The organism is Pseudoalteromonas agarivorans, assembly GCF_024518735.1.
Taxonomy (GTDB): Bacteria; Pseudomonadota; Gammaproteobacteria; order Enterobacterales; family Alteromonadaceae; genus Pseudoalteromonas; species Pseudoalteromonas atlantica.
Map to the genome: position 1 here is coordinate 360,507 of NZ_JANIGJ010000004.1, position 22,452 is coordinate 382,958.

A 22,452-nucleotide genomic window follows, 5' to 3' on the forward strand; every position below is an offset into this window, starting at 1 on the left:
AAAAAGTAAATACAAATAATACACCTTAAAAAAACACCCCATAAAAGGGACAATAGAAATTAACACCGCCTAATAAAAACTCAAAAACATCAATACAAACACATGAATTACCTATATTAAATACAATTTAAAAACAGTGACAACAATTTCAATTAGAAGAATAATCTTATTTTAAAACAAAGGTTAAGCATATTTTTTCATTTAATTAACACTGTATTTGGGCTTATTTTATTGTGATTTCAGCGAAAATGAGTTGTTCCCATATACATCCATGTTAATTGTTAATGTGCAATGTAAATAATAAATAAACAGCTCGTAGTAGTTAATACACATTGCACAAGAGCTGTACCTAAAATCACAAGTAATCATCTAGGGAATTTCAATGAAAACGTTTAATATAGTCTCTCACAGTATTAAAGCTGCACTTTGTCTCTCAACTGCAGGTTTAGCATTTTCATCATTAGCGGCAGAAGAGGATGAAAAAAAATTAGAAAGAATAGAAGTAACAGGTTCTAAAATCAGCCGTGTAGGCGCAATAGCCCCTGCCCCTGTTACCGTTATCTCTGGCGAAGATCTTATTAACACCGGCGCAGTTAATATTGGTGAAGCCTTAAACAAATTACCAGCGTTAGGTAATACATACTCACTTGCAAACTCAGGCAGGTTCATTGGTACTGCCGGTTTAAATATTCTTGATTTACGTAATATGGGCACAGACCGTACCTTAGTACTTGTTAATGGTAAGCGCCATGTTTCAAGTTCTGCGGGCTCTCAATCAGTCGATACGAATACTATTCCAAGTGTATGGGTTGAGCGCGTTGAAATAGTTACCGGTGGTGCATCGGCCGTTTATGGTGCGGATGCCGTAACGGGCGTTGTTAACTTTATCTTAAAAGACAACATTGAAGGCTTAAACGTAAGTGTGACTAAAGGGGTTTCTGACCTAAGTGATTATAACAACGAAAAAGCCACTTTTTCATATGGTAAAAACTTTGATAATGGCCGCGGTAACGCAGCATTTGCAGTTGAATACTCTGGTCAAGACTCATTAAACGCACTTGATCACCCGTGGACAGACGGCTCTTACTCAAGTTTACGCAACCAAGCACAAACTGATGCTAATAAAGATGACCCAAACTTTCCTGATAAAATTTACACACCAAATGCAGGCTACTATGCAATTAATAACGCAGGCGTATTTAGCGTAGGTAACGGCTATGTAAATACGTTTAATCCAGATGGAACACAGCGTGATATTTATATTGGCGACAATGTTGATGGACTACTGTGTGCCGATTGTGACTCGTTTAACCTTGCACAATTTGATGAAATACAACCTGAATTTGAAAGATACAATGTTAATTTCAAAGTCAACTATGACGTAACAGAAGACTTAAATGCTTATTTTGAAGCAAAATACGTCAACAGTGAAGGTGAAAGCATTGGTCAACCAGCATTTTTCTTTGGCGATCCTAGAAATACAATCAGTATAGATAACCCATACTTAGATGACAGCGTCAGAACATTAATGGAAGAGGCTAATGATGGTGAAGGCGTCGACTCGATTAATGTTTTACGTATGATGACAGATTTAGGTCGTCGTATCGAAAATAACACCCGTGAAACCACGCGCTTTGTAGCGGGTTTAAAAGGAACAGTTTTAGAAGATTGGGATCTAGATGCTTCAGTGGTTCGTGGTAAAACCGAGCTTGAGCGTGTAAATGGCGCTAATATGATTTTAGATAACTATTCTTACGCGCTTGATGCAATTGAAGATGACGAAGGCAACATTGTATGTCGTAGTGAAGCTGCACGTGCTGACGGCTGTGTGCCTGTAAACATTATGGGCTTTGGCGCACCTAGCCAAGAAGCCATTGATTATATTAATACCGTATCAACCGGTACTTCTGAAATCACACAAACAGTGGTTTCAGCTTCACTGGCAAATGGTGCACTTTTTGAAGTACCGGCAGGTTACGTTGGTATGGCATTTGGTGTTGAATACCGTAAAGAAGAAAGTGAAACAATTGAACCTGACAACGCTGAGGGGACTTTCTTCAATGCTTTAGGTGAGGATAAGGGCGAATTTGATGTAAATGAAGTTTTTGCTGAGGCCACTATTCCTTTATTCTCTGACCTTCCTTTTGTTCAAGATTTAGTACTGGATGCAGCTGTGCGTTACGCTGATTACAGCACTATTGGTGATGCAACAAGCTGGAAGCTTGGCTTAGATTGGACTGTTAATGACCAAGTACGCTTGCGATTTACACAGTCAGAAGCACTAAGAGCGCCTAATATTGGTGAAATTTTTGGCGCACCTAGCCAAACTTTCTATAACGTAGATGATCCTTGTTTAGCCGATAACTTAAATGATTTACAAAATAGCGACACTCGCCGTGCTAACTGTGCTGCGCTTGGTGTACCAGTTGGCTTTGAATCAGACTACGATTCACAAACACTTGAAGGCTTACAAAGTGGTAACCGTGATGTTAAAGGTGAAGAATCAACAAGTACAACGATAGGTTTAGTGTACCAGCCTGATTTCATTGAAAATGCAGTATTAACGGTAGATTACTGGAAAATAGAACTAGAAGATGCGATTTCTACAATTGCATCTCAAGAAATTCTGGATCGCTGTGTCGACAGCACTTCAGGTATTGAAAATCAATACTGTGATTTAATAACGCGTGATGCAAACAGTGAAATTACGCTAATTCAAAACTCAGTTCTAAACGTATCAGGCCAAGAAGCTTCTGGTATTGATTTTGAACTTGCTTATGACTTTGATGCCCTTGAGGGTAGCTTTGCAACCCGTTTAATTGGTACTTATTTAATTGAACGTAAAGAGTTCCCATTCCAAGATGAACCAGAAGAGTTCATTGAATATGCGGGTACAACTGGCGAAGCTGAGTGGCAAGCTAACATTAATATAGAGTATAGCTACGAGCGTTTCTACACCTCTTTAAGCACTCGCTATATTGAACAAGTGAGCTTATACACAGAACAAGAACTTGAAGACAACCCTAACCCTAGTAGCTTAATGAACTATGGCACTTATATTATTTCAGATATAACAGTAGGTTATAACTTTGATAATGGCATGGGTGTTAAATTAGGCGTAGATAACGTATTTAACAGAGAGCTTCCATACGGTACACGTGGTACAGGTAGTGGTAGTGCAAGTTACGATAATATTGGCCGTTTTGGCTATGTAAACTTATCATACGATTTTTAGTTTTTAACCCTCCCTAGAAAGGCCCTTAATTGGGCCTTTTTTATTTTTTTAGATGAAATTTACTCAATTTATTGTTTTTAGAAACATATAACTGCTTCATCATGTTACTTTTTCGGGGTCAACCGACACAAAGTAATTACATTAAAAACACATTGGAGCTCATTTTTAACTCATGCGTTCAATTTACGAGCAAAGCATAGTTAAGCCCCACGCCAACTGCAAAGCCATTAAAAGATTAAAAAACAAACCAATAAATCAACCAAACGTAAACACGCCTGTAAAATAACAAAAAATGTAACACTACGCCCTTTTAACCCTCATTAGTATTAACAAAACCCGAGTGATTTATTGTTGCGTTAATACTAACAAGCGGCAACTTTAGACAATTTAATAAAGAGTTAACTTACTGAAAAAGCAAAAATTACGACGCTTCTATTCATTGTTTCAGCATGCAATAATCGCCGGCCATATAACAAAAGTTATAGGGCTTAGGCTAAATGCACTGTGTATTTAGCTAAAAAGTTAATGTATTTAATTATTATAAAATCTCCTTTGGGAAACACATGAAACGTCATAATTTACTTTCTACTAGCATTAAATGTGCATTAATTACTGCTGCTGCAACAGCGAGTAATTCTGTACTTGCACAAGAAGAGCAAGCGACAAAAATTGAACGCGTTGAAGTAACGGGTTCGCGTATTTTACGTGAAGGCGCTATTGCACCGGCACCAGTAACAGTTATAAGCGGCGAGCAGCTAATTAATACTGGCGCTGTAAACATTGGTGAAGCGCTAAACAACTTACCAGCACTTGGCAATACATATTCAATGGCTAACTCAGGCCGCTTTATTGGTACAGCTGGTTTAAACATTCTTGATTTACGTAACATGGGTACCGACCGTACCTTAGTACTTGTAAACGGTAAACGCCACGTATCTAGCTCAGCGGGTTCTCAAGCTGTAGATACAAATACTATTCCGAGCGTCTGGGTTGAGCGAGTAGAAATTATTACTGGTGGTGCATCAGCTGTATACGGTGCTGATGCGGTTACAGGTGTTGTCAACTTTATATTAAAAGACAACATTGAAGGTATGGATTTTAGCGTTACCCGTGGTTTTGCCGATTTAAATAGCTACAATAACGAAAAAGCAACGTTCTCATACGGCTCTAATTTTGATAACGACCGTGGTAATGCCGCTTTTGCTATTGAGTACTCAGGCCAAGATTCATTAAATGCACTTGACCACCCTTGGACTAGCACATCTTTTAGCAGCTTACCTAACCAAGCCCAAACGGATGAGAACAAAAATAGTGCTGACTTTCCTGATGATATTTTAACACCTAATGCGGGTTATTTCGCCATCAATGATGCAGGTGTTTATGCACTTGAAGATCCAAGTAAATTTATTAATAGCTTTAACCCGGATAGCAGTGCTCGTGACTTATACATAGGCAATAACGCAGATCCATATTCATGTGCAGAATGTGACTTTTTTAACCTAGGCCAATTTGAAGAAATACAACCTGAGTTTGAGCGTTACAACGTAAACTTTAAAGTTAACTACGATGTTACCGACGATTTAAACGTCTACTTTGATGCAAAATACGTAAACAGCCAAGGCGAAAGCATAGGTCAACCTGCGTTTTTCTTTTTTGACAGCGACAACAGCATTAAAATTGATAACCCTTACCTAGACCCAGATATCAAAGCGCGTATGCAAGAGGAAGGCGTTGATTCAATCATGGTTAACCGCATGATGAGTGACCTTGGCCGCCGCGTTGAAAATAATACCCGTGAAACAACCCGATTTGTTACAGGCTTAAAAGGGACTGTGTTTGAAGACTGGGAATTAGATACATCAGTTGTGTATGGTCAAACTGACTTAGAGCGCGAAAATGGCGCAAATATGATTTTAGCCAACTACTTTAATGCCCTTGATGCCGTTGAAGATGCAGATGGCAACATCGTATGTCGCAGCGCTGCAGCACAAGCTGATGGCTGTGTACCGGTTAACATTATGGGTTTTGGCGCACCATCTCAACAAGCGATTGATTACATAAATACGGTCTCTGTAGGTACGTCAACTATTAAGCAAACCGTGGTTTCTGGTTCACTTGCCAATGGCGCTATTTTTGAATTACCAGCAGGTTACGTAGGTGTTGCATTTGGTGCTGAATACCGTAAAGAAGAAAGCGAAACAAAAGAGCCAGATAACGCAGAAGGTACATTTTTTAACGCTTTAGGCGAAGATAAAGGCTCGTTTAATGTGCGTGAAGTATTTTTTGAAGCAACTATGCCTATTTTAACTGACTTACCGCTTATTCAAGATTTAGTATTTGATACCGCAGTACGTCATGCTGATTACAGCACAATTGGCGAAGCAACTAGCTGGAAACTAGGCCTTGATTGGACTGTTAACGATGAACTACGTGTGCGTGTAACGCAATCTGCAGCACTTCGTGCGCCTAACATAAGTGAAGTATTTGGTGCAGCAAGCCAAACTTTCTACAATGTAGATGACCCGTGCCGCGCTGAAAACATAGCTAATTTATCAAATGCAGCAACACGCACTGCAAACTGTGCTGCATTAGGTGTTGCAAGTGACTTTAACTCAGGTTACGACTCAGCCTCTTTAGATGGCTTAACAAGCGGTAACCGTGATGTTAAAGGTGAAGAGTCTACAAGTACAACGGTAGGTATTGTCTATCAACCAGAGTTTTTAGAAAACGCTGTGCTTACTATAGATTACTGGGAAATTGATCTAGAAAATGCAATTGACACAATCGACGCGCAAGAAATTCTTGACCGCTGTGTTGATAGCACAACAGGTATAGACAATCAGTACTGTAATTTAATTACACGTAATGCCAGTGGTGAAATTTCGCTGATTCAAAACTCAGTGCTTAACGTAGCTGGTCAAAAGGCGTCTGGTGTTGATTTTGAACTAGGCTATGACTTTGATGCGCTTGAAGGTAGCTTTAAAACACGTTTAATTGGTACTTACCTTATTGAACGTAAAGATTACCCGTTCCAGGATGATCCTAGTTCATATATTGAGTACGCAGGTACAACCGGCGAAGCGAAATGGCAGACTAACCTATCTGTAAGCTACGTAATGGATAACTTTTATTCAACGGTTGAAACACGCTTTATCAGCGAAGTTGATTTATACACAAATGTAGAGCTTGCGAGTAACTCGAACCCAAGTAACCAAATGTCTTACGGTAAATACTTTATTACCGATATGACTGTGGGTTACAACTTCGATAGCGGCTTAGGCGTTAAAGTAGGTGTTGATAACCTATTTAATCGTAAACTTCCGTACGGTACACGCGGGACAGGCGAAAACAGCGCAAGTTACGATAACATTGGCCGCTTTGGCTACATTAACTTAAGCTACAGCTTATAATTAGTAATAACGTTTATGGATTAAGTTAAAGGCTCGCACTGCGAGCCTTTTTATACCAATGCGCTTAATTAGGTGAGCTATTTTGCAAATTGGTATTACTGCACTTTATTTAATATTACTTAACCATACACTTTGATATGGCTCTAACTCTATAGTGAGTTGGTCCTCGGTAATTGTTTCATTAGCCACTAAATCAAACCACTGCTGGGTGTTAATTAAATTTAAATCTGCAAGGGTAAGTACTTGTGGTTTATCACTTATGTTGTAAACGCAAAATATACTTTGGCGCCTGTCTATACTTTGCCGCCAAAAACCAAATAACCCCCCCGCTAAGTGCAGCGTAAATTGCGTGGCATTAGGATGAAATGCGCTTTGTTTTTTTCGAATACCTAATAAATGCTTAATACCATTAAACACTTTGTGATGATGGCTATATTTATCACCTAAAGCCGATAATAGTTTTGACTCTTGCCAACGATGACGGTTAATTGCACGGTTATGCTGTGAGTTTTCAAAGCGTTCGTAATCGTTCGTTGTACCAAGCAAGCTATGGATATAAAGCCCAGGGATCCCTTCAAGCGCAAACATAATGGCGTGTGCACACATAAACCGCTCAAGGCCAAACTTATCTTGCCCATTGTGCGTGCCTTGTAATGCATCAAAAAGTGCAATATTTAGTTCATACGGTGTGTGCGTACCATCGTTACTGGTGCGCATTGATACACGTCCACCAAATTGCATAGACGTACTTACCAATGACGCCACTTCGCTTGGCTGTAACAAGCCTTCTATTGGCCTAAGCCCAATGCCATCGTGCGAGGCAATAAAGTTAAAGTATGTGGTGCCGTTTTGCGCAGGCGGCATACTCATCATCCAATGCTTTATGGCTGTGCTATCTCCACTGAGTAATGTATGTAGTAATAAAGGCGGTAAGGCAAAGTTATAAATACTGTGGGCTTCGTTAGCGTTACCAAAGTAAGAGAGGTTTTCTTGGTTTGGTATGTTTGTTTCGGTAATTATGACAACGCTTGGCTCAGTATGCTCTATAAGGGTGCGAATAAGCCTAACTGCTTCATGCGTTTGCGGTAAATTAATGCAATTTGTATTGAGCTGTTTCCATAAAAATGCAACCGCATCTAGCCTAAACAAGCGTACGCCGTTATCTAAATAATGGCGAATAATACTTATAAACTCTTTTAGAACTTCCGGGTTACCAAAATCAAAATCAACTTGGTCGTGGCTAAACGTACACCATACATGTTTTTCGCCGCTTGGTGTGGTTACCGTATTTAATAGCGGTGACGTACGCGGGCGTACTACATTAGATAAATCATCGGTTAAACTTGCCGTTTTAAAGTAATCTTTGCCGGGGTCTAAATCGTTTAAAAAGTTTTCAAACCATACACTTCGGCTAGAACAATGATTAATCACTAAATCTGCCATTAGCTTTACATCTTTGGCGATATTTTTTATATCTTGCCAATCTCCTAGCGATTCATTTACTTGCACGTAGTTCATTACCGCGAAGCCTTCATCAGAGCTATACGGGTAAAATGGCAATATATGCAAAGCATTAAGCTGCATATCGCACTGCTCTTTTATAAACCGGTGCAAGGTTTTAAGCGGTGCTTCTACCGGTTTTGCAACAGCTTGATCTCCCTCATCGTGCTTAATAATAGAGTCGCCATAGGCTATTAATATAATATCTTGCTCGTCCCAACGGTTAGTATGGGGTGTGGGGTCGCGCAGCGGGCTGTCGCCTAAAATTATAGTAATAAGCTGCTCAGCCAGCTCTGTAATACTTAAGGGCAGTTCAACATCTTTATAAATAATATGTAGATGTTGCTCTACCCGCTGTAAAAATAATTCACTTACTGTATTCACACGCGCCCCTTATTATTGTTTTATTTATTCACTAAATTCTTTATTATCAAGATCAACCGCTTCTCTTAAACGCTCAAAAACATCTGGCATGGCTGATACAACACGGTTCCAACTTGGCACAAATGGCGCTTCCATTGGGTTATCTAAAAAGTGCTGTCCTGCTTCCATAACATTTTTGGCAAACATTTCTACGGCCTTTTCCTCTTGGTGCACATCTAAGGTTAAACCATTCATCAGTGCATCATTATGATACGTTTCTATAAAGTCTAAACCAATACGGTAGTAAGTTGCTTTTAAAGAACGAATTGTTTCGCTGGTAAAAGTAACCCCTTGAGTGGCTAATTTTCTAAATAGTGCCTTGGTTATGTCTATCGACATTTTAGATAAACCGGCGTTTTGGTCATCAAGAGAAAGTTCCTGGTGCTTATGATCGTAATTATCAGCAATATCCACTTGGCATAAGCGATTGTGCGAATAATTACGGTACATTTCACTTAGTACGCCAATTTCAAGGCCCCAATCACTCGGGATACGAATATCATTTAATACATCACGTCTAAACGAAAACTCCCCTGCTAACGGGTATCTAAAGGTATCCATGTACTCAAGGTAGTCGGTATTGCCTAAAATAGTTTTGAACGAGCGTAATAACGGCGTTACTAATAAGCGCGATACTCGGCCATTAATTTTGCCGTTTGCAGTACGTGGGTAAAAGCCTTTACAGAATTCATAATTAAAACGCGGGTGCGCTACAGGGTAAATTAAGCGCGCTAACAAACCTCTGTCGTAAGTTAAAATATCGCAATCGTGCAGGGCTATCGACTCTACCTCTGAGGTGGCCAATTTATAACCCATGCAATACCACACGTTTCTGCCTTTACCAAGTTCACGCGGTGCAACGCCTAGCTCTTGTAATTCTTTATCAAGCGCTTGCAAGCGTGGGCCATCGTTCCAAAGCACTTTGTGGTTTTGGTTAAGCTCTTTAAAAAAGCCTAAAGCATGGCGGTATTGTGACTCGTCTGCCCTGTCTAAACCTATGGTAATTTGCGATAAATAAGGAACCTCTCTGAGTTCTTTTACAATGTTTTGCAGCGCTGGGCCTTCAAGCTCACTAAACAACGAAGGGAGTATTAACCCCATTGGCCGTTGCTTACTAAAACTAATTAGCTCTTCTTCAAGCGCTTCTACCGGTCTGTCGGCTATATTATGTAAGGTTGTGATGATGCCATTTTGATAAAAATCAGCCATGTGATTTTCGCTCCTCAATAGTATTTAAAATGCTGCTAATACAAGGTAATGTGGTTATTTCTTCAATCCAACCCAGTGGAGCGGGCGATTGCGAATAACGCGCCTTGTTATGTGTTAACTTAACCGGCTTTTTACTGCTTGGGTTATGTATGATAATGGCGATATCAGCTTGCTCTAGCATCTGCTTATCGTTGTCACTATCACCTAGTGCAATTACCGTGAGAGGCTTTCTAAAATGTTGTGAAATTTGCTTAACTAACCACTGCTGTGCAGCGCTTTTATCGGTGTTTTTAGCAATATGTATAAACCGCCCGCCTATTTTTATTTCGTAGCCGAGTGCTTTAACATCGTTTACAAACGCATTTAGTAATTCATCGCTTCCGTGCCAATAAAGTGGGTCTGAAAAATCGCGTGTTTGAGCGCGCCTTGCATGCGCTTCATCAAGCCCGGTGAGGGATGAAATTTGCTCGCTCGACAAATCACTAAATAACTTATAATGCGATTTATATTCGCTGCTTAAGGAGTCTAAATCACTAAGTAAGTTAGATAAGGGTGATGCAAATGCATAACACCAATACGCCCCTACTTGTGTGCAGCCAATGGGTTTAAGCTCAAAATAATCTACGGGTAAATAAGCAGCCGCACCATTTTCAACAATAAAAGGCTGTTGAATATTAAGCTCGTTTTTAAGTTCAACCACTTCGCAAAATGTTTTGCTCGTATTAAACACCACAGGAATGTGGGCTGCTTGTAAATCTTGCAGCAAGCTACTAATATTTTTAGTGTTGTAATCGGCGTGATCGAGTAACGTGCCATCTAAGTCGGTAAATATAATAGGTTGCAGCGTATCGTCGCTGGTTAAGTGCATAGCACTAATATCGCGATTACTATCAAGCTCTATAAGGGCGTTAGCTTTAGCGCTTAGGGTATTTAAGTTTTCGCGAGTAATACGCTCAAAATGAGAAATAAAGTGCACTAGTTGCTCATCATTCATGGTGCCATCGCCCTCGCCTTTAGCGGCAATAAGCTTTTGCTCTTGATCTTGTCGCCACTTAAATACATCTTCAAAGCTCGGCGCTTTAAGCATCACCGTGTAATCTATTTTACTAAACACACTTTTGTATTCATTTGCTAGGCAACTGTTTACACAACGACGCCACACGCCTTCTTTATCGTGCTGTGTTTCTAACTCGTTTATAGGCTCACTTAAAGAAAATAACGGTTGTGGCTCACTACCTACGCACCAGCCTTCTAAAATAATAATATCAATGGGTTTATTGTTACATTGCCATGTTTGCTCGGGGCTGCAATCGTCGTGATGCTTGTCAAATTTCGGCAAAGGCACGCCAACCTCTTTTGCAAGTAATCGGCTTATGGTGGTATTCATTAGCCCTACATCGTGGGTGCCAGGCACACCGCGGGTGGCAAATAATGGGTGTACGTCTTTGGCAAGTCCTTGGCGGTGCGCTTTAGATAAGTAAAAATCATCAATAGAAAGCGCGACACTGGTAAACAGCGTGTTGTTACTAAACCAAGTAACTAAAAAATCTGCGAGGGTGGTTTTTCCTGAACCTTGGCATCCATTTATGGCGACAAAAATAGGGGTGTTATTTTTTTTTGATTCTAGAATATCGTGTGCAAGCGGGATAAAAAATTGCTCACTAAGGTACTGATACTTTAAAGGCAATTGGTGCTTTGCTAAAAATGGGGTTATATCCACAATACTGGCCTCTGACATAGTAACTCCTTATATTATGAAGTAACAAATGCAGGTACTAGACCACTATTATTTTTATATAATAATTAGTAACTTACAAAAATAGCGCAATTAGTATGCGCTATTTTGGTGCGTAAATTTTACATACAGTGCAAAATTAATCAGTTTCTGGTTCAGCTTTTGGCAATACCAAGTTAAGCACAATACCTAAAATGGCGCACAAGCTAACCCCTTCTAAGCTAAATTGGCTACCACCTATGTGCATACCGCCAATACCGCATACTAATATAAGTGCTACAATACTTAAATTACGGGGTGCAGTTAAGTCATCACCAGATTTAACCAACGTATTTAAACCCACTACTGCAATTGAGCCAAACAATAAAATCATTATGCCGCCCATCACAGGTACAGGAATAGTTTGTAAACCAGCGCCCATTTTTGCCACAAAGGCCAGTACCACAGCAATAATGGCAGTCCACATCATTACTTTAGGGTTAAAGTTTTTGGTCAGCATCACTGCGCCAGTTACTTCAGAGTAAGTCGTGTTTGGCGGCCCACCAAATAAAGAGGCAGCGGCAGTCGCTAAGCCATCACCAAATAAGGTCCGATGTAAGCCTGGTTTTTTTAAAAAGTCTTTATTGGTTACTTGGCTAATAGCCATCATATCGCCAATATGCTCAATAGCAGGTGCAATGGCAACAGGCACCATAAAGAGAATGGCTTGCCACTTAAATTCGGGCCATGTGAAGTTTGGTACAGCCAACCAGCTGGCTTCATTTACGCTACCAAATTCAACCACACCCATTACCAGTGATAAAACATAACCCGATATAACACCGGCTAATATAGGGATCAGCTTATATACACCTTTGCCCCACACAGCAAAAATAAGTGTTACAACAAGAGAAAACAGCGAAATAATAATGGCTTTATCGTAAGCAATAAGTTCAATACTGCCGTCGCCACTTTTACCCATTGCCATATTTACCGCAACCGGTGCAAGAGCTAAACCAATCACCATAATAACGGGGCCGACGACCACAGGCGGCAAAATTTTATGAAGTGTTGCCACCCCTTTAAATTTAACCAATAGCGCTAACAGCATATAAGCACAGCCCGCTGCCATTAAACCACCCATGGTGGCTGGTACGCCCCACATTTGTACTGAGGCAATAATAGGCGCAATAAACGCAAATGATGACGCTAAAAATATAGGCACCTTGCCTTTCGTCATTACCTGAAATAATAAAGTACCTATACCCGCTGTAAACAAAGCGACACTTGGGTCAAGCCCCGTTAATAAAGGCACTAACACTAACGCACCAAATGCTACAAACAACATTTGGGCGCCGGTTAAAATGGTTTTTATAGAAAATGTAGAATTATTTTGCACTGTTAAACCTTAGTAAACCGTACCGAAAATTTTGTCACCTGCATCGCCAAGCCCTGGGATAATGTAACCCTTTTCATTTAAATGGCTATCAACTGAGGCAGTAAAAATCTCAATATCAGGGTGAGCGGCTAATGTTTTTTCAACGCCCTCAGGTGCAGCAACCAGTACAATTACTTTAATGTCTTTACAGCCGGCTTTTTTAAGCATATCGATTGTAGCAATCATAGAGCCGCCAGTTGCAAGCATTGGGTCTATAACTAAGCTTAAACGCTCATCTATATTGCCTACTAACTTTTCAAAGTAAGGTACTGGCTCAAGCGTTTCTTCGTTACGCTCAAGGCCCACTACACTTACCTTAGCCGCTGGGAGTAATGACATTACGCCATCCATCATGCCAAGGCCCGCGCGTAAAATTGGCACAACAGTAATTTTTTTGCCTTTAATGTGCTCTACTTTTAATTTGTTGCCGTCCCAGCCAGTAATTTCGTTATCTTCTAACTGTAGGTTTTTAGTTGCTTCGTAGGTTAATAAGGTACCTACCTCAGAGCATAATTCACGAAAGCTTTTAGTACTTATACCGTGAGCGCGCATTAAGCCTAATTTGTGTTGAACTAGAGGGTGTGAAATTACGTGAATTGACATGATAAAAACCTACTGATACAAGAATTGGCGGTATTTTATATTAAAAAAGGTCATTTGACCTGCAATTTTAAATAAGTTTTCATAGATCGTGCCAAAATGTATTGATTTGCTTGATATTTATGCAAGCGATGCACTAATTTATGTTTATAAATTGTTATCTGATAACGTTAAATTTACTTGCGCCATCATGTAGCTATTTATTTTAAAATGAGTTGGGCTCCAACCCGCTAAAAAACGATAAAAATCGGCCCAAGCTAATGGCCATAATGCATGCCACTTCGCAATCACGTCATCGGCATTTATTTGCGGTTGATACACTAAAAGCGCATTTTTTAATTGGCTAAAATAGTAACGTAAATACTCATCGGCGCAGGTATGTAATTGCTCGTCGCTTAAGCAGCTGGTCATAAAATACATTACATCGCAAATCCCTACCCCAGCCCCAACATACTGAAAGTCATAAGCGAGTATTTCACTTTGCTCATTTGCAGCAAAATTGGCAAGTTTAGCATCGCCATGTATCAAGGTTTTGTAGTGTGATGCTTGCAGTGTTTTATCAATTTTATGAGCCGCATTTTTAATATCGGACTTTTTGTCAGCGCTTTGTTTTAACTTATTAAACTCATCGGGCCGTGTGCTCACATGCCAATAGTTCCCTTGTTGCCATAAGCCCTTTGCTGGCTTATTTAAATTAAAGGCATGAAAAAATGCTAACCAGTTTAGTATTGCCTTTATATGTAGAGAGCTTGCTTGAGCAAAACCATATTGAGTAAAGTTTTTAAATACTAACGCATAATCATCACCATCATTAATTGCATTAATACAGGTAATACTTTTAGCGCTTGTCGGTAAGTACGCGCTGTATAACCTATAAAAATTATATTCAACTTTATAAGACTCCTGCTTTCTTTTTAATGCAAATTCGCTTTGCTTAATTTTTGGATGGTTTATGTAGCGTGGTATTTCAATCGCTTTGATAACACATGGCTCGGCATCAAGCATGCATTCAACAATACTGCCACACCCGCTCCAAAGCGATGTGAGCGTATTGCCCATTTCAATGTGTTTAAAATGAGGCTGTAAAAGAGGAAGATAAAATGCCATTGCTATATTAAGTCATTAAGTTTTTTATAGTTTAACATTAGAAGGTATTTTTTAATAAAACGATAGCATTCATAGCCCCTTACTTTTTTAGCTTGACACCCATCTTAATTTCTACAAAGTGAATTAGCCAGATTCAAAGCCTTTCTTAAAGTGACACCCACCTTAATTTCTACAAAGTGAATTGCCAGATTCAAGGTCGAAGTGCACCACCTTTACTAAACTATAAGTTCAGGAGGTGTGCCATGGGTACCCAATATTCACATTTATCTAACTTTGAACGTTGTCGTTTATTTGAGTGGTATCATTACCAAAAAAAATCAATACGTGAGGTGAGCCGATTACTAAATCGCTCACATAGCACTATTAGCCGAGAGCTAAAGCGTAATAAATATGATTATTACGTACCAACTTATTACCCTCATCCAGCTCAAATGTATTATGAAGTAAGGGTAAGGGAGAGAGCTAAGCGAGTTAAGCTTAAGTCTGTTGAAGCTCAACGCTATGTGGCAGATAAACTCAAACTTGGGTGGAGTCCTGAGATCATAGCTGGACGAATAAAATTTGATAAAACCTTACCCAGCGTATCTCACGAGGCCATTTATCAATATATATACAAGAATGAAACATCACTTATTGTATATTTAGCTAGGCAACATAAAAAGCGTAAGAAAAAATATCCAACCCGTAAAACGAAAACAGTTTGGGGTCAAAGATGTAGTATTTTAGACAGACCAGATGACATTAATCTCAGAAAAAACGTTGGGCATTGGGAAAGTGACTCTGTTGAATCTAGCGACAGAAAATGTGCGCTGAATGTGTTACTTGAACGAGTTTCTAGAGTGTGTCACATCACTAAATTATCATCTAAAAAAGCTCTAGCGACATCGAATGCAATATGTAAAAAACTATCTATTTACCCACCAAGCTCTTGTTTATCGATAACTTATGACAATGGCTCTGAAAATACGGAGTTTATAAAAGTAGAAGCCATTTTGAAAAATAAATCTTATTTTTGTGAGCCTTATCACAGTTGGGAAAAAGGTGCTGTAGAGCAAATAAATGGGTTAATTAGAAGGTATTATCCGAAGAAAACAAACTTTAGCAAAGTAAGCCATCAGCAATTAAAAAAGGTAGAGGAGCAACTAAATAATCGCCCTAGAAAATGTTTAGGATTTAAAACACCAAATGAAGTCTATAATGAATTAGGTGGTGCACTTCCAATTAGAATCTAGGAAGTGGGTGTCTTGTTTATTTTAGGTGGGTGTCTTGTTTATTTTCATTATTCAAAATTTAAGATGGGTGTCTTGTTTATTTTTTACTTAAAGTCAATGTAACCAAATAAAGAGTTTTTATTCTCAAGCAGACTTGCATTTGCATCAATTAATTCAGGTACATGACCAGATTGAGTGAATAGAGTTGATATTTTATGGTTAAATTTCTGGTGATAATTAGTGTTTGAAATTTCACTAAAGTTTTCATTACTAAAAATAGTCGTGCCAATATGTTGATATGTCGGCGCCTCATCTATAAGCAACATTACTCCAATTTTTGATCCTACTTTTGGCTTTCCATAATTTGCTGGAACCGATGCACACCCGACGAGTGACATTAAAATAATTGCAATAGTTAACTTGTACACGAACTCTCCTTGAAATATAACGCTTTTGTAAACGGCGAGCGACGCAGGAGCGAGTCCAGCGGAACACCGAAGGTGTGTAGCGATGTTTGACAAACTTGTTATACGTTACGTACACGCTGCTGATCAACATCAAAATAAACTACCTGTGTGCCATTAAGCTCTTTCTTTAACGCTAGCGCCAGCTCATAGCCTTTGACTACAAACTTAACTTCCATTTCTTTAGAACCAAACCCAGAAATTACTGGATCACTTGCATTTAGAGTTTGATCGTATTCATTCTGCCAGCAAGCAAGTCGCTCACAAAGATCAGGGGATAAACCCAATGATTCAGGGTTAATCTCTCCAACTTCCTGGCTTTGGTGATGCCACAAAGGAAAGCATCCATAATCCGGCATTAATTTTATATATTCCATATCTGACTTGCGTATAACGCTTTGCACAGCCGCATTTTTGGAGGAACCCGTTTGTGCTATTCAAGCACAAAAAGGAGCGACGGAAAAATGTCGGCTGGTGCAACTTGTTAAGCATTTTGTATTTTTGCCTGAATGCTTGTGCATTTAAAGTTGCCGCCGATACCGTAACAAGGTTCAATTTCAACTCGATGCACGTTGCCACTAAGTATTCTCATTGTGTCAATCACACTACCTTTTTCAAATTCACTAAGTTCCGATTCTGAAACCCCGTAGAAAATTAGTTCAATCTTAGCATGCAAACATTTCTCAGTATCTATGTACTCAATTTCTAAGGTTAAGCGACCATCTATTTCCTCGTAGCTCAATATAGGAGCATCGCAGAACGCTGGCCAATACCCAAAATATGAAACGATTTCCTGCTGATATTCATTCATATGCTGACGATGCTTAACTTTTAAATAAGAGGCGCAGACGTGTGGGCTAAAATCCGAACGAAGTGAGCACCCCACATGTTTGCGTCCCAGCCCGCGCAGCGGGCAAACTTGATTTTTTTGTTATGTGACTTACCCAAAAAAACAAGCGTATTCATCATGATCTATAACAGCAAAGACTTGCTCAATAGTTTTTACATACATATTTGGCTCATAGCCATGCCATTTTAGATCTTGTCGCATCCAGAAAATTTTCCATTTACCTTGAGCGCGGATAAAAGTTGCTTTAGCCATGTCCAGGTCATGATATTCATTTGGGCTGTCCCAAACAGGACGCGTTTCATATATATAAACTGATTGTTTCTCCAGCCGCCAACCAATATCTAACTCATTTCTAATATGCACTGGTGGCCTACGCTTATTTAAAAACGCGTTGGCAGCTTTTTCTATCTTCTTTATTTCGAATTCACTTAAGGCCATAAACGTTTAATTTTTCACCTGTCAGATAACTTTCCAATAACGGGCGCAGGCACGTGGGGCATAATGGCGAAGCCGCCCGCGTGTATGCGTCCCAGCGAACGCAGTGAGTGCGTTTATTGGCTTGTTAGTTGCCACGCTAATACATCCTAGAGTAACAGCTAAAATTGCGCACAACGCTCACTCACTTTTGACGAATAACTTTTTGAAAAGTTCTTCTGATTTGGCAAGACCTTCTTCAGTTAAAACAACAGACTTAGATTTGCCAACAGGATCGTGAATATATCCTTTTTCATAAAGCCGATCGGTGATACTCCAATCTATTTGTTTCCAAGCCCTACCAAACTTGTCATGAAGAGTAAGGTAAAACAGAGCAAGTGCCGCTTCATCGATTTTATCTTCATCTATTTCCACTGCTGTCTCCATTTTCATATGGCTACTAACGCCCTAATAATGGGCAAAAATTGTTTGCTAAAATGTTGAGGAACGAAAACAGCAAACTGTTTTTTGTCCTTATTAATTAGCTTGTTATAAGTCACTTTACACTAACTAGTTCAGCGTCATCAAACCCAACGGTTACATTAGGAACATGATTCAAAATAGTTGACGAATTAGATGAAAGTAGCCCTTTTATAATATTCACTACATCGGTTTGTACACTTTCCCAGTTAACACTATGCGAGCATGGTAAATCAATGTACTTTGTTGTTGGAACGAAGTCCTCGTTACAAGCCCAATCGTCATCTTCAGGATCATATTCGTTTGAGCCTACAAGGTAAGCTTGAAAGCCATTTTCAGATTGGAATAAACCGATATTTATGGCAATTACATCAGGGCGATCTTTTATTTGCTTAATCCATGCTTCAATTTCAGATTTCACAACGATTCCTTCGTGACTTATAACGCTTTGCTTTGGGGCCGTAGTGAAGCGCAGCGCAACGGAGGTCCCAGCCGCGTAGCGGCGACAACAGCAACTTGTTATGAGCTTTTGTTAATACCACAACAAATTATCCTTATAGTTCGCTGGAGGTTTTCCATCAGTAGTTAACCCTAAGTAGTAATAAAAACTCACCGTTTTACTGCCAATGTCGGCGGAACCAACAAAATACCAATGATCTGTATAAGACACTAAACCGAAGTGCGAGCGATGAGAAGCCTCTGAAACTTTAATCTCAGCCCCCTTTAGAAGGGACGCAACATCCATCCCGCGAGGACAGGATTTGAAACCATGGTTTTGATATAGCTCGTTAACGGGTAAGCCTTTAGTAAACATTGCATTATTATCAACAGCGCAAATGAAAACGTCCTTTTCTAAATTCTTTATGCCTATATCACCTTCAAATTGAGAACTATCTGAAACATTATTTATGGTTGTGCAACCAACCAAGAGAATTATCAGGCTACAAATTAGTAAGTTATTCATATGGCTCATAACAATTTTGTCTACGACATTTGTCGTTTTATAAACCGACAAATGTCCATATATTACAATGCATTTATCTTAACCATCAAATAAACACCTGTAAACAATTAGTTAACTGAAAATTATTTATAATCAGTGCGAAAATACACCGAAATGGTAGAGATCAGTAATATTGGACAAAACAATATGCACTGTCTATATATACAGTTAAATTTTGCTAGAGATTCATATCATGAAATCACCTTTTTTAGCTATGATAGCCGAACAAATGTATCTAAAGCATTATGCTAAAAGTACCATCAAAGCGTATTTATACTGGATAGCTTCGTTTATTCGTTTTAACTCTATGAGGCACCCAACAACGATGGGAGATAATGAGGTCGAACTTTTTTTAAATCATTTAGTCAACCAACAAAATGTTGCTCCTAATACTCAAACACAAGCCTTAAATGCGTTGAGCTTTTTATTTAAAGTATGGAAAATAAACTAAACAGCTACTCTAATTGAACAAGCAAAACGACCATCAAATGAGCCACCATTACCCCTGCCTCTATATTACACACATAAAAAAGCCCCGCTTGGTTTTAAACAAACGAGGCTCCACACTAATTTTTTAATCAAGAATAAAAGCGCCGATACAGCGGGCGCTTTGCATCATTGAATTTTATTGATTAACTACACTTTTAAGTGGGTTAACTGGTTGTGCGTTGTCATCTAATAAGTTCATGTCAAAGTCGAACTCATCAACGCGAATCGCTTTTTCACGCTTTTTGTTGTAATCAATTAGTTGCGCATGTTCATCCGCAGTAATTACATTTGCCGCTAATGCGTTATCTAGCGTAATGGCAAAACGTGTACCTGGTTTAATCGTTTTAGCGCGCAGCGCTTTTTTAACTTTAGCCAGTTCAACAAGTGATGCCATTTTAGCTTTATAAGCTTGCTCGTTAATGTGATGACCGTCACCTTCTACAGGCTTAACTAAATGCGTAATTTGCGCTTTAAATGCGGTATCAAGCTGTGCTTGTTTTGCTAATTCACGAATTAAGTCGTCGCTAATTTTTGGCATTTTAGTTGAGTAGTTCATTGTTACAAAACGAATAAACTTACGAGTACCACTTGCAGGGAAGTTATCTAAAAACTTATGCAGTGCTTCTTCAGCGCTTTGCAGTGCAAAACGTGTCGCGTAGTGGAAGTACGGCGCTGCTTGCTCGCGCTCGCTGCTTGCTACTTTTTGCTCGTAATACTTAATTGATGCCATTGCCGCGTATAAAAAGCTCATTACATCGCCTAAACGTGCTGATAGCATTTCAGCCTGCTTTAACTTACCGCCAAGTACGAGTAACGAAAAGTCGGCATACACTGCTAATTTTGCAGACAGTTTATGCACGGCTTTTTCGTATTCACGTACTTCTGGTAATGCAGAGTTTGCACTTGCAGTAAATGGTAAAACACCTAAACGGAACGCACGTAAGCTATTTGCTGTGCTGTAACCAATTGTTTTACGCAAAATGCCGTTAAACTCTTTATCTGCACCTTTATCTTCACTATGGATTGATTCAACCATAGATTGTAAATAAGGGTGACAACGCATAACACCTTGACCAAAAATCATCAGGTTACGTGTAAGAATGTTCGCGCCTTCTACTGTAATTGCAATAGGCTGTGCTACGTAACCGCTTGCAAGGGTATTTTGTGGACCATTTTGAATCGCTTTACCCGCTTGAATATCCATTGCAGAATCTAATACGTCGCGGCCAAGCTCGGTCATGTGGTATTTAGCTATTGCTGTAACAACCGATGGTTTTAAGCCCATGCCTAGGCCTTCAGTTGTCAGCACGCGCATTGCTTCTTGAAGGTATGTTTTACCTGCAATGTCTGCTAGTTTTTCTTGAATACCTTCAAATTGACCAATTGCTAAACCAAACTGCTCACGCACTGCTGCGTATTCAGATGCTGATTTAAATGCTACTTGCGAAGTACTTACACCTAGTGCAGGTAATGAAATACCACGCCCTGCACCTAAACAGCTAACCAACATTTGCCAACCACGACCGATGTTTTTCTGGCCGCCAATAATAAAGTCCATTGGTACAAATACTTTGTTACCACGTGTAGTACCGTTATAAAAACGAATACCCATTGGGTCATGGCGGTTGCCAAGCTCTACACCTGGGTGATCTTTAGGAATAAGCGCACAGGTAATACCTAAGTTTTCTTTGCCGCCTAGTAAACCTTCTGGATCAACTACTTTAAAGGCTAAACCAAGTACCGTAGCGATTGGTGCTAGTGTGATGTAACGCTTATCCCATGTGATCTCGAGGCCAAGTACTTCTTCGCCGTTGTACATGCCTTTGGTGACAGTACCAATATCTGGAATGCCACCTGCATCAGAGCCTGCCTCTGGGCTTGTTAATGCAAAACATGGAATGTCTCTGCCGTTTGCTAAACGCGGTAAGTAATGCGCTTGCTGCTCTTGTGTACCAAAGTGCAGTAATAACTCACCTGGGCCTAAAGAGTTAGGAACCATAACAGTTACCGCTACTGCAGAGCTTTTTGTCGCAATGGTTGCCACAATAGTTGAGTTTGCATAAGGGCTAAACTCTAAACCGCCAAACGATTTAGGAATGATAAGCGAGAAGAAACGCTCTTTTTTCAAAAATTCTAATATGTCATCTGGTAAGTGAATACCGTTTTGAATAACTGAATCGTCAATCATGCCTAGTAGCTCTTGTACTGGGCCATCTAAGAATGCTTGCTCGTCTGCACTTAGCGTGGCAGCCGGCACATCGCGTAGTGCGCTAAAATCTGGCTTACCTTGATAGATAGACCCTTCTAACCACACATCACCCGCGTCTAGCGCTTCTTGTTCAGTGATTGAAATACTTGGTAATACTTTTTTTAATTTTGTACGTAAACTCATGATTGAACTCATCCGACCAGATAAATAATACCTACATTACGTCATAAAAATCAGTTTAGATCAATTACTCTATTCAATTAATTAACAGTTTTTTCAATTTATTCTCTTTACGGTGACGTAAACTGTTGAAACTTAAAGGCTTACACTTGTGCGCTGAAATACCTCTATTTGGCAACAATTAAGCCCCATATTCATAAAAAGCTATTTTTTAGGCATAAAAAAACGCAGCCACTTGGGCTGCGTTTTTAAAATAAGGTGGGCAAATTTTGTACGTAAACTCATGATTGAACTCATCCGACCAGATAAATAATACCTACATTACGTCATAAAAATCAGTTTAGATCAATTACTCTATTCAATTAATTAACAGTTTTTTCAATTTATTTTCTTTACGGTGACGTAAACTGTTGAAACTTAAAGGCTTACACTTGTGCGCTGAAATACCTCTATTTGGCAACAATTAAGCCCCATATTCATAAAAAGCTATTTTTTAGGCATAAAAAAACGCAGCCA

18 protein-coding genes are annotated in these 22,452 nt (G+C 39.4%); 4 read left to right on the top strand and 14 right to left on the bottom strand.

Annotated elements, in window-relative coordinates; genetic code table 11:
• Nucleotides 1-382: 382 nt before the first annotated feature.
• Together NQT65_RS10090 and NQT65_RS10095 are read left to right on the top strand one after the other, a co-directional pair.
• On the top strand, nt 383-3,235 hold the full coding sequence (locus tag NQT65_RS10090; RefSeq protein ID WP_256851102.1) for a TonB-dependent receptor domain-containing protein: 2,853 nt from the start codon (nt 383-385) through the stop codon (nt 3,233-3,235).
• A gap of 563 nt (nt 3,236-3,798) precedes the next feature.
• Nucleotides 3,799-6,645, top strand: a complete 2,847-nt coding sequence (locus NQT65_RS10095; protein ID WP_256851103.1) for a TonB-dependent receptor domain-containing protein — start codon at nt 3,799-3,801, stop codon at nt 6,643-6,645.
• A gap of 105 nt (nt 6,646-6,750) precedes the next feature.
• On the opposite strand, the gene NQT65_RS10100 is transcribed toward NQT65_RS10095, so the two are convergent.
• From NQT65_RS10100 to NQT65_RS10125, 6 genes are all read right to left on the bottom strand, one after another.
• On the bottom strand, nt 6,751-8,529 hold the full coding sequence (locus tag NQT65_RS10100; RefSeq protein ID WP_004586493.1) for a sugar phosphorylase: 1,779 nt from the start codon (nt 8,527-8,529) through the stop codon (nt 6,751-6,753).
• 24 nt (nt 8,530-8,553) lie between these two features.
• Nucleotides 8,554-9,777, bottom strand: a complete 1,224-nt coding sequence (locus NQT65_RS10105; protein WP_029771978.1) for a glycosyltransferase family protein — start codon at nt 9,775-9,777, stop codon at nt 8,554-8,556.
• A complete protein-coding gene (locus NQT65_RS10110; RefSeq protein ID WP_256851104.1) occupies nt 9,770-11,515 on the bottom strand; it encodes an HAD-IIB family hydrolase in 1,746 nt (581 codons plus the stop codon). The genes NQT65_RS10105 and NQT65_RS10110 overlap by 8 nt, the downstream gene beginning before the upstream one ends.
• 136 nt (nt 11,516-11,651) lie before the next feature.
• Nucleotides 11,652-12,890 (bottom strand): uracil-xanthine permease family protein, encoded by a 1,239-nt coding sequence (locus NQT65_RS10115; RefSeq protein ID WP_256851105.1) that lies wholly within the window; start codon nt 12,888-12,890, stop codon nt 11,652-11,654.
• 9 nt (nt 12,891-12,899) lie between these two features.
• Nucleotides 12,900-13,532 (bottom strand): uracil phosphoribosyltransferase, encoded by a 633-nt coding sequence (gene upp / locus NQT65_RS10120; RefSeq protein ID WP_004586497.1) that lies wholly within the window; start codon nt 13,530-13,532, stop codon nt 12,900-12,902.
• Between the two features lie 144 nt (nt 13,533-13,676).
• On the bottom strand, nt 13,677-14,636 hold the full coding sequence (locus NQT65_RS10125; RefSeq protein ID WP_256851106.1) for an oxidoreductase family protein: 960 nt from the start codon (nt 14,634-14,636) through the stop codon (nt 13,677-13,679).
• 242 nt (nt 14,637-14,878) lie between these two features.
• Here NQT65_RS10125 and NQT65_RS10130 point away from each other — a divergent pair, with 242 nt between their 5' ends.
• Nucleotides 14,879-15,868: an IS30 family transposase gene (locus NQT65_RS10130; protein ID WP_256851107.1), complete on the top strand. Its 990-nt coding sequence runs from the start codon at nt 14,879-14,881 to the stop codon at nt 15,866-15,868.
• Nucleotides 15,869-15,951: 83 nt separating this feature from the next.
• On the opposite strand, the gene NQT65_RS10135 is transcribed toward NQT65_RS10130, so the two are convergent.
• The 7 genes from NQT65_RS10135 to NQT65_RS10165 form a co-directional block, all read right to left on the bottom strand.
• Nucleotides 15,952-16,275 carry a hypothetical protein gene (locus tag NQT65_RS10135; RefSeq protein ID WP_256851108.1) on the bottom strand — a complete coding sequence of 108 codons (324 nt, stop codon included), beginning with the start codon at nt 16,273-16,275 and terminating at the stop codon, nt 15,952-15,954.
• A gap of 98 nt (nt 16,276-16,373) precedes the next feature.
• The gene (locus NQT65_RS10140; RefSeq protein WP_256851109.1) at nt 16,374-16,688 is read right to left on the bottom strand and encodes an immunity protein CdiI family protein; all 315 of its coding nucleotides are present in this window, start codon (nt 16,686-16,688) and stop codon (nt 16,374-16,376) included.
• 107 nt (nt 16,689-16,795) lie between these two features.
• A complete protein-coding gene (locus NQT65_RS10145) occupies nt 16,796-17,122 on the bottom strand; it encodes an Imm50 family immunity protein (protein ID WP_182693012.1) in 327 nt (108 codons plus the stop codon).
• Between the two features lie 129 nt (nt 17,123-17,251).
• Entirely contained in the window at nt 17,252-17,599 is a 348-nt protein-coding gene (locus NQT65_RS10150) for a DUF3024 domain-containing protein (RefSeq protein WP_138579058.1), read from the bottom strand.
• A gap of 177 nt (nt 17,600-17,776) precedes the next feature.
• Nucleotides 17,777-18,010, bottom strand: coding sequence for a DUF6429 family protein (locus NQT65_RS10155; protein WP_044056436.1), 234 nt, complete (start codon nt 18,008-18,010; stop codon nt 17,777-17,779).
• Nucleotides 18,011-18,131: 121 nt separating this feature from the next.
• On the bottom strand, nt 18,132-18,476 hold the full coding sequence (locus NQT65_RS10160) for a hypothetical protein (protein ID WP_126008988.1): 345 nt from the start codon (nt 18,474-18,476) through the stop codon (nt 18,132-18,134).
• A 111-nt stretch (nt 18,477-18,587) separates the two neighbouring features.
• Entirely contained in the window at nt 18,588-19,019 is a 432-nt protein-coding gene (locus NQT65_RS10165) for a hypothetical protein (RefSeq protein ID WP_126008990.1), read from the bottom strand.
• A gap of 232 nt (nt 19,020-19,251) precedes the next feature.
• On the opposite strand from NQT65_RS10165, the gene NQT65_RS10170 reads away from it, so the two are divergent.
• Nucleotides 19,252-19,509: a phage integrase N-terminal SAM-like domain-containing protein gene (locus NQT65_RS10170; protein ID WP_055254003.1), complete on the top strand. Its 258-nt coding sequence runs from the start codon at nt 19,252-19,254 to the stop codon at nt 19,507-19,509.
• 174 nt (nt 19,510-19,683) lie between these two features.
• Here the strand turns inward: NQT65_RS10170 and NQT65_RS10175 are convergent, their stop codons facing one another.
• Complete coding sequence (locus tag NQT65_RS10175; RefSeq protein WP_004588700.1) at nt 19,684-21,939, bottom strand: acyl-CoA dehydrogenase; 2,256 nt, start codon at nt 21,937-21,939, stop codon at nt 19,684-19,686.
• Between the last annotated feature and the right edge of the window lie 513 nt (nt 21,940-22,452).

What these genes read in the sequence shown, in the direction of transcription:
- NQT65_RS10090 (WP_256851102.1), top strand. Translation starts at nt 383, where the DNA reads ATGAAAACGTTTAATATAGTCTCTCACAGTATTAAAGCTGCACTTTGT.
- NQT65_RS10095 (WP_256851103.1), top strand. Translation starts at nt 3,799, where the DNA reads ATGAAACGTCATAATTTACTTTCTACTAGCATTAAATGTGCATTAATT.
- NQT65_RS10105 (WP_029771978.1), bottom strand. Translation starts at nt 9,777, where the DNA reads ATGGCTGATTTTTATCAAAATGGCATCATCACAACCTTACATAATATA.
- NQT65_RS10110 (WP_256851104.1), bottom strand. Translation starts at nt 11,515, where the DNA reads ATGTCAGAGGCCAGTATTGTGGATATAACCCCATTTTTAGCAAAGCAC.
- upp (WP_004586497.1), bottom strand. Translation starts at nt 13,532, where the DNA reads ATGTCAATTCACGTAATTTCACACCCTCTAGTTCAACACAAATTAGGC.
- NQT65_RS10125 (WP_256851106.1), bottom strand. Translation starts at nt 14,636, where the DNA reads ATGGCATTTTATCTTCCTCTTTTACAGCCTCATTTTAAACACATTGAA.
- NQT65_RS10130 (WP_256851107.1), top strand. Translation starts at nt 14,879, where the DNA reads ATGGGTACCCAATATTCACATTTATCTAACTTTGAACGTTGTCGTTTA.
- NQT65_RS10140 (WP_256851109.1), bottom strand. Translation starts at nt 16,688, where the DNA reads ATGGAATATATAAAATTAATGCCGGATTATGGATGCTTTCCTTTGTGG.
- NQT65_RS10145 (WP_182693012.1), bottom strand. Translation starts at nt 17,122, where the DNA reads ATGAATGAATATCAGCAGGAAATCGTTTCATATTTTGGGTATTGGCCA.
- NQT65_RS10150 (WP_138579058.1), bottom strand. Translation starts at nt 17,599, where the DNA reads ATGGCCTTAAGTGAATTCGAAATAAAGAAGATAGAAAAAGCTGCCAAC.
- NQT65_RS10165 (WP_126008990.1), bottom strand. Translation starts at nt 19,019, where the DNA reads ATGAATAACTTACTAATTTGTAGCCTGATAATTCTCTTGGTTGGTTGC.
- NQT65_RS10170 (WP_055254003.1), top strand. Translation starts at nt 19,252, where the DNA reads ATGAAATCACCTTTTTTAGCTATGATAGCCGAACAAATGTATCTAAAG.
- NQT65_RS10175 (WP_004588700.1), bottom strand. Translation starts at nt 21,939, where the DNA reads ATGAGTTTACGTACAAAATTAAAAAAAGTATTACCAAGTATTTCAATC.